The following is a 12387-nucleotide window of genomic DNA, read 5'->3' as shown; positions in this document are numbered from 1 at the left end:
GGCTTCGGCTCGCCGCCGCCTCGGCCTTCGCGGCGGTCAGGGCAGACAGCTTTTCCTCGTGCTCGGCCAGTTCGCCAGCCGCCTTGTCGAGCGTTTCACGCGCCTCGGCCTCGCGGCCGTCGGCACCGGCCTCGGCTTCGTTGAGAGAGGCCTCTTCATTCTCCAGCCGCGCCAGAATGTCCGCATTGTCGCGAACCATCTGTTCCTCGCGGGCGATATCGGCATCGAACTGCGCGACACGCTTCTGCAACTCGGCCGCCCGGTCGCGCACGCGCCTTGCCTCTTCCTCGATCTGCGTGCGGGCGATGGTCAGGCGCTGGAGCGCGGCAGCGGCGGAGGCCTCCGCCTCGCGCAGTTCCGGCAGGCGCTTTGCAGCGATCGCCTGTTCCTTCGCCGCCTCCATCTGCTCGCCGGCGCGCTCGGCCACCCGCGCTGTCGCCTCCGAAAGCGCCGACTTGGCCTCGGCTTCCTGCTCCTTGGCCTGCGACCAGCGCAGATGCAGCAGGATGGCGTCCGCCTTGCGGATTTCGGCCGACAGGTTCTTGAAGCGCGCTGCCTGACGCGCCTGGCGCTTCAGGCTTTCGATCTGCGTCTGAAGCTCGCCCACCACGTCGTCGAGCCGTTCGAGATTCTGCTCGGCGGCGCGCAGGCGCAGCTCCGCCTCGTGCCGGCGCGAATGCAGGCCGGAAATGCCGGCCGCTTCCTCCAGGAGGGCGCGGCGCGCCTGCGGCTTTGCCTGGATCAGTTCGCCGATGCGCCCCTGCCCCACCATGGAGGGCGAGCGCGCGCCGGTCGACTGGTCGGCGAAGAGAAGCTGCACGTCCCGCGCGCGTGCCTCCTTGCCGTTGATGCGGTAGACCGAGCCCGCCTCGCGCTCGATGCGCCGCGAGACCTGCAATTCGTCGGCATCGTTGAAGGCGGCGGGCGCGCTGCGATCCGCGTTCTCGAGAAAGAGCGCCACCTCCGCCGTGTTGCGCGCCGGCCGTGTGGCCGAGCCGGAAAAGATGACGTCGTCCATGCCCGAGGCGCGCATGTTCTTGTACGAGCTCTCGCCCATCACCCAGCGCAGCGCCTCAACGAGATTGGACTTGCCGCAGCCATTCGGCCCGACCACGCCGGTCAGGCCGGGCTCGATCACGAACTCACTGGGCTCGACGAAGGATTTGAAGCCGAGGAGGCGGAGCTTGGTGAATTTCATGCGCGCCCGCCCCGGCGCACGGGAGAAGTGCCGGCGCGGTCGGCGCCTGCCTTACAGCAGGGGATCAATGATCGCCGACATCTGCTCAATCGACATCGCTCCCGAATACTTCTTCCCGTTGATGAAGAAGGTGGGCGTCGCCTCGACGCCGAAATCGGCGCCGCGCGCGCGCACCGCCCTGACATCATCCAGAAGCTGCTGGTCCGTCAAGCAGGCCTCGAAGGACTCCTGTGAAAAACCGGCGAGCTTGGCAATGTTGAGCAGGGCACCACGCGCATCCTGGGCCGCCGCCCAGCTGCGCTGCTGCTTGAACAGCACGTCGACCATCGCGAAATACTTGTCGTCGGCGCAGCGCGCCAGCATGAAGCCGGCCTCCGCGCGCGGGTCGAAGGGGAATTCGCGCAGGATCAGGCGCACCTTGCCGGTATCGATATACTGCTCCTTCAGAGCCGGATAGGTATTGACGTGGAAGCTGGCGCAGTGGCTGCAGGTCATCGACGCATATTCGACGATGGTCACCGGCGCATCCTCGGCCCCTTGCGCCCTTTCGGGCAGGGCGCCGGCCTCCAGGAGTTCCGTCATGTCCACCGTGCCGGAGGGCTCCGGCGCATCCACCGCGCCGGTGGTCAGCGGCGATGTCTGATCCTGCGCGTTCGCCTCGCCGGAGCCGCTGTCGCCGCAGCCGGCCAGAAGTGCCGCGGCCGGGAGAGCGGCGAGGGAGAGGAGAATGCGCCTGCGCGCGATCAGTTCAGCCATGCGAATCACCCATATTGCCGACGGCATTCTACCGTCGGGAAAGAAAATAGCGACGATGCAAGCGGAAATAAGATAAGGACGAGCCGATGCCAAACGCAAATTGCCGCGGCAAGCTCACGAATCCGCGAGCGGCTTCTTGCGCGCGGCGAGGACGTTGCTGCCCAGGCGCTCCAGGCTGGCGCGCAGTCCTTCGTCCTCGATCGGGTCGGTGATGCGGGCGAGCTTGCGCCGCTCGGCCTCCGAAAGCGGGCGCGGGCGTGGCCGCTTGTGGGTGTGCGCCGTGTTTACCTGCTTCTGAACGATCCGCACGCGGCCGATGGCGCCGAAGCCGAGAAAGGCGTTGGCACGGGCGATGATTTCGGACGTCTCGTGCTGGACGTGCAGGGCGGCCGGCCCGCTGCAGGCGATGACGAGCGTGGCCGGCTCGAAGGGGTCATCCTCGTGCATGCGCCGCGGCCATGCGATCTTTTCGGGACGGGTTCGCTCGGCAAGCCGCTCGCCGACGATCTCGGCCCAGCATTGGACGAGATCGATCGACAGTCCCGCGCGCCGGCGCAGGACCGGATCGAGCAGGTCGCTCGCCAGATCGCTCACCGGGACGGGATTGTTGCCGCGCCCTTTCCCTGCCATGTGGTTCACCTCTTGTCCGCGCGGAAACTCTAGCTCATAAGCATCGCCGATGACACGGCAAATATCGCCCGAAAACTGCACAGCCACCCGGGGCGAGGCCCTGCCGGCGCGGCTCATCGCCTGGTATGATCGGCATCACCGCCGCCTGCCATGGCGCCTGCCGCCCGATGCAATCCGCGCCGGCCGGCGCCCCGATCCCTACCGCGTGTGGCTATCGGAAATCATGTTGCAGCAAACCACCGTCGGCGCGGCAAAGCCCTATTTTGACACTTTCACGGAGCGCTGGCCGACCTTAGCGGACCTTGCGGCGGCCGACCGCGACGACGTGATGAAGGCCTGGGCGGGGCTCGGCTATTATTCGCGGGCGCGCAACCTGAAGAAATGCGCCGAGGCGGTGATGACCCGCCATGGCGGTGTCTTCCCGGAAACGGAGCAGGCGCTGAAGGCCCTGCCCGGCATCGGCGACTACACGGCGGCGGCAGTCGCCGCGATCGCCTTCGGCCGGCCGGCGGCCGTTGTCGACGGTAATGTCGAGCGCGTCGTCACCCGGCTCAGCGCCATCGAGACGCCCCTGCCGGCGGCAAAACCGGAGATCAGACGCATTGTCGCGGCTATGGTGCCGACCACCCGGCCCGGCGATTTCGCCCAGGCCATGATGGATCTGGGCGCCACCATCTGCACCCCGCGTCGCCCCTCCTGCATCCTGTGCCCGGTGATGGGCGATTGTGCCGCGCAAAGGCTTGGCGCGGCGGAGCGCTTTCCGCTGAAGGCGCCGAAGACGGAAAAGCCGGTGCGCGAGGGGGCAGCCTTTGTCGCGGTCCGTCAGGACGGGGCCGTTCTGTTGCGCCGGCGTCCGGACAAGGGGCTGCTCGCCGGCATGAGCGAGGTGCCGACAAGCGGATGGACGGCACGCCGTGACGGGGAGAAGGATACGGAAGCGGCTCCCTTCCCGGCGCAATGGTCGGCTTGCGGTGTCGTCACACATGTGTTTACCCACTTCACCCTCAGGCTTTCGGTCTACCGCGCGGCGGTCGGTCACGCGGCAGCCGCGGACGATCATTGGTGGTCGCGACCCGAGGCGTTGAACGGAGAGGCCCTGCCGACGGTCATGAAGAAGGCCATCGAGGCGGCGATCCCCGGAGCGACAAAGGCACAGCGGAAAGCGGCGGGACAATGAACGCGATCAGACACATCGTCTTCGACATCGGCAAGGTTCTCATCCACTACGACCCGGAGCTCCCCTTCTCCCGGCTCATCCCGGACGAAGAGGAGCGGCGCTTCTTCTTCGAGTACGTCTGCACGCACGAATGGAACCTGGAGCAGGACCGGGGAAGGACCTGGCCGGAGGCCGAGGCCGCACTGATCGCGCTTTATCCCGACTACGCCGAGCATATCCGCGGCTTTCGCCGCTACTGGCACGAGATGGTGCCGCATGCCTACGATGACACGGTGGCGATTTTCGAGGATCTTATCGAGGCCGGCTACGACGTGACCATGCTTACGAACTTCGCCGCCGATACCTTCATCGAGGCGCGAAAGCGCTTTCCCTTCCTCGACCGGGCGCGCGGGGTCACGGTGTCGGGCGAAATCAGGCTTATCAAGCCCGACCCGGCCATCTACGCGTACCACACGGAGACCTTTGGCCTCGACCGGAAAGCCACGTTGTTCATCGACGACACCGCCGGCAATGTCGAAGGCGCAAGGGCCGTCGGCTGGCAGGCGGTGCAGTTCATCGACGCCGAGACGTTGCGCAAGGATTTGCTTGCGCTCGGAATCGAAATCTGAGCGCCGGTCGACCGCCGGAAGTTCAGGCGCCGGCCGCCTGCATGCTCTGGCGCGCGACCTGCCGCAGATCGTCGATGGGCCTGAGCGCCCCCTGCTCCTCGAAATGCCAGAAAGTCCACCCGTTGCAAGCGTCGAGCCCCTGGACTCTCGCGCCCAGCCGGTGGATCGATCCCGCTTCATGGCCGATGGCGATGGAGCCGTCGGCGCGCACGTGAGCGGCCCAGCGCTTCTTGCGGTCGAAGAGCTGTGTGCCGGGCTTGACGAGGCCGGTGTCGATCAGGCTGGCGAAGGCCACGCGCGGTTCAGCCCGCTTGCTGGTCATCAGCGCCAGGCTTTCCCCCTCCAGCGGTTCGACTGCGTCAATGCGCTCGCGCGCGGCGTCGATATAGTCCGCATCGCGCTCGATGCCCACGAAGTGGCGGCCGAGCCGCTTGGCCACCGCGCCCGTGGTGCCGGAACCGAAGAAGGGATCGACGATCACGTCACCCGGCTTTGACGAGGACAGGATCACGCGGGCCAGCAGCGCCTCCGGCTTCTGGGTCGGGTGGGCCTTGCCGCCCTCGGCGTTCTTCAGCCGCTCCTTGCCGGTGCAGATCGGGAAGAGCCAGTCCGAGCGCATCTGCACGTCGTCGTTGGCCGCCTTCAGCGCCTCGTAGTTGAAGGTGTAACCGCGCGCATCCTGATCGCGCGAGGCCCAGATCATGGTCTCGTGCGCGTTCTGGAAGCGGCGGCCGCGGAAATTCGGCATCGGGTTCGTCTTGCGCCAGACGATGTCGTTCAGGATCCAGAAGCCGAGATCCTGCATGATGGCGCCGACGCGGAAGATGTTGTGATAGGAGCCGATCACCCAGATGGTGCCATTCGGCTTCAGCACACGGCGCGCCGCCAGCAGCCAGGCGCGCGTGAAGGCGTCGTAGGCGGCGAAGCTCTCGAACTGGTCCCAGGCGTCGTCCACCGCATCCACCAGCGACTGGTCGGGCCGGTGAAGCGTGCCGTCGAGCTGAAGATTGTAGGGCGGATCGGCGAAGATGAGATCCGCCGATTTCTCGGGCAGACGCTCCAGCGCGGCGACGCAGTCCCCCTTTAGAATGGTGTCCTGCCATTCGGCCCTGGCAGGAAAGGAGGAGAGTTCCTCAAGACGACGCACCGCTGACATTAACGCACCTCGACGCTGACTGTTTACCTGCCGTTATGGTTACCGAGGAGGGTAAATATTCGGTAAGGGCGGCGGCCGAGGCTTTATTTCTAATTTTGGTTGTTTCATCTCCTTACTGATACAACTATTGATTGCACAAACTACAACGGAGATGTGGCATGCACCGCCTACACATACTAGCTTTCTTGCTCGCCTTCTGCGTCCCGCCGGCCTTCGCACAAAGCCAGACCACGATTGTGCTCGACGGCTCCAATTCCATGTGGGGGCAGATCGACGGCACGCCGAAAATCGAGATCGCGCGCAACGCGTTGCGCGATGTGTTGCACGCGATCCCGACCGATACACAGTTGGGAATGGTGGTCTACGGGCACCGTCAGAAAGGAAGCTGCACCGATATCGAAGTCGCTGTTCCTGTAGGCGAAGGTACGGCAAAGCGGATTACCGGGTTCGCCGACGAAATCGTTCCGAAAGGCAAAACGCCGTTAAGCGATTCGGTGCGTTTGGCAGCGGAGGAAATGGGCTACCAGACTGATCCGAGCAGCGTCGTTCTCATTACGGACGGAGTCGAGACGTGCCATTCCGACCCGTGCTCAGTCGCCCGTGAACTGGAAGAAAAGGGAGCGGACTTTACGCTTCATGTCATCGGGTTCGGTCTTTCCGATGATGAGGGCAAGCAGGTCGCCTGCATGGCCGAGAGTACGGGAGGGCGCTATCTGCCTGCGGCCGACGCCGCGCAACTGTCCGAGGCGCTGGCGAAAACCATGGTGCCGGAACCAGTCGAGGTGGAGAACAACCTCGTCTGCACCGCCCGGCTTGCCGAAGGTTCTGCCCCGATGGCGGGCAATGAGTCGGTGCAATGGGAATTCCTCCCGATCGACGAAGCGGGCAATCCAACCGGCCGGAACAAGGCCCGAATCAACGATGGCGTCTGCAAGACACACCTGCCGCCGGGTCGTTATCTGGCACAGGCGCGTCTGGGCAACGTTGTGAAGGAGCGCAGCATTGTCCTGTCGAACGACAAGACAACCGAGACGGAGGTGGTCTTCAATGCGGGGCTTGTCACCGTTACGGCGAAGCAATCGTCACAGGACAAGCAGCCGAACAAGGATGTGCATCTCGATCTGGCCTCACCGGACGGCGTGATCATCGGACAAGGCAAAATATCGGCCTTCGTCGGCGCGGGCTCCGTGACGGCGGTGGGACGTGATGGAAGCACCGTGTTGGTGGAAGATCGTGAGCTTTCTGCCGGCGAAGAGTTGGAGATCGATCTGATTTTCGGTTCCGGCGTCATTCTTCCGTCAGCCGTCTATGCGGATGGCCAACCGATGAAGGATGACAGCCCCGTCCGGTATGACCTCCTCGATGCCGAGCCGAATGCCGATGGCGAACGCGCTGTCATCGCCCTGGATGACGACCCCGGCCGCGAAGGCATCGAAGTGCCTGCAGGCCGCTATCTCCTGCGCGCCCGCCTCGACCAGGCGGAAGCCATGACCCCGGTGACCGTGGAAACGGCCAAGTCCACACAGGCGACGGTCAACCTCGATGCCGGCGTGCTGCACGTCAGAGCCCCCGGGGCCTACCGCATCGAGTTCTTCGAGGCACTCGCCGGGGACGAGGTTCTGGGTGGAGCCTATGGCGAGGAAACGGAAAAAACCTTCGGCGCCGGCGTTTACCAGGTGCGCGTCGCCTATGGCCGCGGAACGCCGGAAAGATATCTGGTGGCTACGGTCGAGGCCGGGGAGCGTACCGAGGTGACGGTCGAGTATCAGCCACTTGCGAGGTGACGAGGCGGGGCTCCGTCCCGCTTTCCGACTCTCTCTCAAAGCTCGGCGGCGGGTCCACGGCTGCACCCGCCGCCGCCATGACGGTTGCGCGGAAGGCCCCTTCGGGGCTATTGCCCTGAACGTCCTCCAACCTCATCGCACATGGATTTTTCAATGCCTGCTCCGGACCTCATCATCTTCGACTGCGACGGCGTGCTCGTGGATTCGGAAATCGTCGCCGCGCGCGTGGAAGCGGAGATGCTGCGCGAGGCCGGATACGAGATCACCCCCGAGGAGATCGCCGAGCGCTATTCCGGCCTGACCTTTCGCGATATCCTCATGTCGATCGAGAAGGAGGCGGAAATCCTCTTCCAGGCTTCACTCATCGATCAGGTGGGCACGCGGATTGCCGAACGCCTGCGCAAGGAAGTCAAAGCGATCGACGGCGTGGCGCAGGCCGTCGCGACGCTGGGCATCCCGAAATGCATCTGCTCGAACTCCAGGAGCGAGGGCATCGTGGCGATGCTGGAGCGAACCGGCCTTGCTCCGCTCTTCGACAGGCGCCTCATCTTCTCCTCGCTCGAGACGCCAACGAAGCGGCCAAAGCCGGCACCCGACGTGTTCCTCCACGGGGCAGAGCAGATGAAGGCCGATCCGGCACGGACCTTCGTCATCGAGGATTCCATGCACGGCATCGCCGGGGCGCGTGCCGCCGGCATGCGCGTCATCGGCTTCACCGGGGCCTCGCACACCCATCCCAAGCACGCGGAGATGCTGATGGAGGCCGGCGCTGAAACCACGATTCACCGCATGGCCGACCTCAACGGCGTCATCGCCGCCCTGTCGGAATGGTCGGAAAACGTCTAGAAGCCACCTGCTTCTAGCGTCCGCCCTGCGGCCCTTCGTCGAAGCCGACGAAGAGCTGGACCGCCGGGTCGACACCGCCCGGAATGGCGACATCGGCCGTCGTGAAGACGAACTGGGTGGCGCCGGCGGTGTCTCCCACCGTCACGGAGTGCCGGAAGAGATTGGAATAGAGCACTTCGTCCCCGCGCACCGCGGCCACGCGTATCGGCATGTCGACGGCGCCGGTGCGCCCCTTGGGGCCGGGCACTATCTTGCCGGCGACGGCCACTGTCATCGTCGTGGCATCGGCACCGTATTTGCAGGCCCGGCTGGTATCGGCGATCGAAGCCTGATAGACGATGCGGTCCGGGTCACCTTCCCCTCCCCGCTCAAAGGTGCGGAAATAGTTCGTCCCGTCACGCAGCGTCACCGCCGGGCAATAGGCTCTCAACTCGCTTTCGCGCACCGGCTCGGCACCGGCCTGCGTCGGGTTGAGCGTGTTCTGCGTCGAGGAAGGCCCCTGCTGACAGCCCCCGAGAATGGCGGCGGCGCCGAGGAGAAGGGTTGCCGCTAAACACTGCCTGCTTGAAAACGAATGCCCCATGAACTCACACTTTCCTATGACAAGGTCGCTGTTCTATACCAACCGCGCGGAGAAATTTCGACCGACAGTTTGGCGCATTTCCCCCGACCTTTTGGCGATCTGTAGATCCGGAGCAAGATGATGGACTATGTGAGTACGCGCGGCGAGGCTCCGGCTCTGGGTTTCTCCGACGCGCTTCTGCAAGGGCTTGCACGCGACGGAGGGCTTTATCTTCCACGCGAATGGCCGCGCTTTTCGGCCGAGGAGATCCGCGCCATGCGCGGCCTCCCCTATGCCCAGACTGCCTTTACCATCATCAGGCCCTTCATCGGCGGCGAGATTTCCGAGGCAACGCTGAAGCGCATCATCGACGACAGCTACGCCACGTTCCGCCACGCGGCGGTCTGCCCGCTGGTGCAGACGGGGCCGGCCGAGTTCGTGCTGGAACTGTTCCATGGGCCCACACTCGCTTTCAAGGATGTGGCGATGCAATTGCTCGCCCGGCTGATGGACCATGTTCTTGGCGAACGTGGGGCGCGAATGACCATCGCCGGCGCCACTTCCGGCGATACCGGCGGGGCGGCTATCCACGCCTTCGCCGGGGCCGAGCGGGCAGACATCTTCATCCTTTTCCCGCAGGGGCGCGTCTCGCCCGTGCAACAGAGGCAGATGACGACGTCGGGTGCCGCGAACGTCCAGGCGATCGCCATCGAGGGCAATTTCGACGATTGTCAGGGTCTGGTAAAGGCGATGTTCAACGACCACGCCTTTCGCGATGCAGTCCTGCTGTCCGGCGTCAACTCGATCAATTGGGCCCGCATCATGGCCCAGATCGTCTACTACTTCACGGCCGCCGTCTCGCTCGGTGCACCCGACCGGCCGGTTTCCTTCACCGTGCCGACAGGTAATTTCGGAGATATCTTCGCCGGTTATGCGGCGAAGCTGATGGGCCTTCCCATCGGCAGGCTGGTCATCGCCACCAATGAGAACGACATTCTGGCGCGCGCATTGGCCGATGGCGAATACGCCACGTGCGACGTCGTTGCCACAACATCGCCATCGATGGATATTCAGGTGTCTTCGAATTTCGAACGGCTGCTATTCGAAGCGTCGGGCAGGAACGCCGCCGAGGTTCGCGGCTATATGGACGGCCTACGCCAATCCGGCAGCTTTACGGTCTCCGAAGCAACGCTTGCTCGGATCCGCACCGACTTCACCGCCGGACGCGCAGGGATCGACGAGACCGCGGCAACCATCCGCGAAACGCTCGAAAAGAGCGGCAATCTCGCCGACCCGCATACGGCCACCGCCTTGACGGTGGCGCGCGACCGGGCCGCCGGGAAGGAGACGATGGTGGTCCTGGCCACCGCCCATCCGGCCAAGTTCCCGCAGGCCGTCAAGGATGCCTGCGGCTTGACGCCGGCCTTGCCGGACTGGTTGGAAGGGCTCATGGAAAAGAAGGAAGACTACACGATCCTTCCATCGGACCTGAAAATGGTGGAAGATCACGTGAGACGCCATTCGCGGGCAGGAGTCTAGGGAGCGTAATTGTATGAATGTTGAGGTAAGCCGTCTGTCGAACGGCTTGACGGTGGCGACCGAAACCCTTCCCAACCTTGAATCGGTCGCAATGGGTATCTGGGTCAAGTCGGGTTCGCGTCACGAGAGGGAGGACGAGCACGGCATCGCCCACCTCCTCGAGCACATGGCGTTCAAGGGAACCGGCAAGCGCAGCGCGCTCCAGATCGCGACGGATATCGAGGATGTCGGGGGCGAGATCAACGCCGCCACGAGCGTCGAGACGACCGCTTTTTTCGCGCGCGTCTTGCGCGACGATCTGCCCCTGGCGATCGACATCCTCACTGACATCCTGACAGATTCCCGGTTCGATCCGCTCGAATTGGAGCGCGAACAGCATGTGATCCTGCAGGAGATCGGAGCCGCCCAGGACACGCCGGACGACTGCGTCTTCGACCGTTTCACCGAAACCGCCTTCCGGCATCAGGCCATCGGCCGCTCGATCCTGGGCACGCCGGAAACGGTCGAGTCCTTCTCCTCGCCGCAACTGCACAGTTTTTTGAAGCGCCAGTACGGCGCCGAGCGCATGGTGGTGGTGGCCGCCGGCGGCGTCGACCACGAAAGCTTCGTGCGCCAGGTCGAGGAGCGCCTGGGTTCCTTTCGCGAAAAGGCCGAGGCCGTGGTGCCGCAATATGCCCACTATGTCGGCGGCGACTACCGCGAGCACCGCGACCTCATGGACGCGCAGATCATCCTCGGCTTCGAGGGCCGGGCCTACCACGTGCGTGATTTCTACGCCTCGCAGGTGCTTTCGATGATCCTGGGTGGCGGCATGTCCTCGCGGCTGTTCCAGGAGGTTCGTGAGCGGCGTGGGCTGTGTTACGCCGTCTACGCCTTTCACTGGGGGTTTTCCGACACGGGCATCTTCGGTGTGCATGCGGCGACCGGCAAGGGTGACATTGAAGAACTGATACCGGTGATCCTGAAAGAATTGCAGATGGCGGGCGAGCGCATCGACCAGGCGGAGCTCGATCGCGCGCGGGCGCAGTACCGCGCCGGCCTGATGATGTCGCGGGAAAGCCCGGCCAGCCGCGCCTCGCAGATTGCACGGCAACTCCTGCTCTATGGACGGCCGATCGGCACCGACGAGTTGATGGACCGTCTCGCCGGCCTGACCGTGGACAGGCTGGCGGACCTTTCAGGGCGTCTCTTCACCTCCAGGCCGACGATCACCGCCATCGGTCCGGTGGGCGCGCTGGCATCGTTCGAGACGATCCACGACCGGCTCGTCACGCCGCATAGCCTCCCGCACAAGCTTGCGGTTTAGAGACCGGCAGGAACTTGAGATGGAATCTGCCTTGGGCGAGGAAGGTCGGACAACGGACCGGATGACGAAAGTGTGCCGTCGGTATCGAGAATATGGTCGAGCTTTTCGACGGGCCAGGCCGAGCTTGCCCACCGACGCCTTCGGCCGAGGCGGCCACGATCGGTCCTGCGCAGGCCCATCCATGGTCCCCGACAGCCTCTAGGCTACAATGACATGTTCAACACGCCTTTCTTCGGCCGCGACCTGCCGACGCTTACGGGAAAGGCTGTCTTTTTGCGCATGCCTCTTTGGCAGGACTATGCGGAATGGGCGCAACTGCGCGGAGAAAGCCGCACTTTTCTGGAACCCTGGGAGCCACAGTGGGCGCCGGACGAGCTTTCGAGGCGCGCCTTCCGTCAACGCCTGAAGCGCTATCGCGAGGAATTCGATCGCGGCACCGGCATCTCCTTCTTTCTCTTCGAGAAGAGCGGAGGCAGGTTGGCCGGCGGGCTGTCGGTCAGCAATATCCGCCACGGCGTAGCCCAATCGGGCCATCTCGGATACTGGATGGGCGAGCGCTTCGCCGGGCACGGCCTGATGCTGGATGCGCTCGAACGCGTTATCCCGTTCACATTCGAGACGCTGAGGTTGCACCGCCTCGAAGCCGCCTGTATTCCCGATAACAAACGCTCGATAAGATTGCTTGAAAAAGCCGGATTTCAGCGCGAAGGACTTTTGCGATCCTACCTTCGAATCAACGGCTCATGGCAGGATCACTATCTCTACGCGCTCGTAGCGGGGGACGATCGGGCGAAGTATAAGCGAGGCTGATTTCTTGTTGCGTTC

The 12387-nt window shown here is 64.3% G+C and carries 12 protein-coding genes; 7 read left to right on the top strand and 5 right to left on the bottom strand.

Annotation, left to right across the window (positions count from 1 at the left end; translation table 11 throughout):
• The 3 genes from ACFP9U_RS09285 to ACFP9U_RS09275 all read right to left on the bottom strand — a co-directional run.
• Nucleotides 1-1198 (bottom strand): AAA family ATPase (locus ACFP9U_RS09285; RefSeq protein ID WP_378620835.1); only part of this gene is annotated, 1198 nt, incomplete at its 3' end.
• A gap of 51 nt (nt 1199-1249) precedes the next feature.
• Nucleotides 1250-1954 (bottom strand): DsbA family protein, encoded by a 705-nt coding sequence (locus ACFP9U_RS09280; protein WP_378620834.1) that lies wholly within the window; start codon nt 1952-1954, stop codon nt 1250-1252.
• Nucleotides 1955-2068: 114 nt separating this feature from the next.
• The gene (locus tag ACFP9U_RS09275; RefSeq protein ID WP_378620833.1) at nt 2069-2584 is read right to left on the bottom strand and encodes a DUF721 domain-containing protein; all 516 of its coding nucleotides are present in this window, start codon (nt 2582-2584) and stop codon (nt 2069-2071) included.
• 49 nt (nt 2585-2633) lie between these two features.
• On the opposite strand from ACFP9U_RS09275, the gene mutY reads away from it, so the two are divergent.
• Complete coding sequence (mutY, locus tag ACFP9U_RS09270; RefSeq protein WP_378620832.1) at nt 2634-3761, top strand: A/G-specific adenine glycosylase; 1128 nt, start codon at nt 2634-2636, stop codon at nt 3759-3761.
• Nucleotides 3758-4369 (top strand): HAD family hydrolase, encoded by a 612-nt coding sequence (locus ACFP9U_RS09265; RefSeq protein WP_378620831.1) that lies wholly within the window; start codon nt 3758-3760, stop codon nt 4367-4369. Before mutY ends, ACFP9U_RS09265 begins: the two co-directional genes overlap by 4 nt.
• Before the next feature lie 22 nt (nt 4370-4391).
• Here the strand turns inward: ACFP9U_RS09265 and ACFP9U_RS09260 are convergent, their stop codons facing one another.
• A complete protein-coding gene (locus ACFP9U_RS09260) occupies nt 4392-5525 on the bottom strand; it encodes a site-specific DNA-methyltransferase (protein WP_378620830.1) in 1134 nt (377 codons plus the stop codon).
• 158 nt (nt 5526-5683) lie between these two features.
• On the opposite strand from ACFP9U_RS09260, the gene ACFP9U_RS09255 reads away from it, so the two are divergent.
• Nucleotides 5684-7309, top strand: a complete 1626-nt coding sequence (locus ACFP9U_RS09255) for a vWA domain-containing protein (protein WP_378620828.1) — start codon at nt 5684-5686, stop codon at nt 7307-7309.
• A 153-nt stretch (nt 7310-7462) separates the two neighbouring features.
• On the top strand, nt 7463-8155 hold the full coding sequence (locus tag ACFP9U_RS09250; RefSeq protein ID WP_378620827.1) for an HAD family hydrolase: 693 nt from the start codon (nt 7463-7465) through the stop codon (nt 8153-8155).
• A 13-nt stretch (nt 8156-8168) separates the two neighbouring features.
• Here the strand turns inward: ACFP9U_RS09250 and ACFP9U_RS09245 are convergent, their stop codons facing one another.
• A complete protein-coding gene (locus ACFP9U_RS09245; protein ID WP_378620826.1) occupies nt 8169-8738 on the bottom strand; it encodes a hypothetical protein in 570 nt (189 codons plus the stop codon).
• A gap of 120 nt (nt 8739-8858) precedes the next feature.
• Here ACFP9U_RS09245 and thrC point away from each other — a divergent pair, with 120 nt between their 5' ends.
• The 3 genes from thrC (at nt 8859) to ACFP9U_RS09230 (ending at nt 12372) form a co-directional block, all read left to right on the top strand.
• Nucleotides 8859-10256 carry a threonine synthase gene (gene thrC, locus ACFP9U_RS09240; protein WP_378620824.1) on the top strand — a complete coding sequence of 466 codons (1398 nt, stop codon included), beginning with the start codon at nt 8859-8861 and terminating at the stop codon, nt 10254-10256.
• 13 nt (nt 10257-10269) lie between these two features.
• Entirely contained in the window at nt 10270-11562 is a 1293-nt protein-coding gene (locus ACFP9U_RS09235) for a M16 family metallopeptidase (protein ID WP_378620823.1), read from the top strand.
• A 213-nt stretch (nt 11563-11775) separates the two neighbouring features.
• Nucleotides 11776-12372 carry a GNAT family N-acetyltransferase gene (locus ACFP9U_RS09230; protein WP_322452668.1) on the top strand — a complete coding sequence of 199 codons (597 nt, stop codon included), beginning with the start codon at nt 11776-11778 and terminating at the stop codon, nt 12370-12372.
• Nucleotides 12373-12387: the final 15 nt, after the last annotated feature.

Origin of the sequence: Nitratireductor sp. GCM10026969, assembly GCF_042660605.1 — a bacterium.
Taxonomy (GTDB): domain Bacteria; phylum Pseudomonadota; class Alphaproteobacteria; order Rhizobiales; family Rhizobiaceae; genus Chelativorans.
The sequence above is the reverse complement of the archived record's forward strand: the minus strand, read 5'-3'. Positions and strand labels throughout refer to the sequence as shown.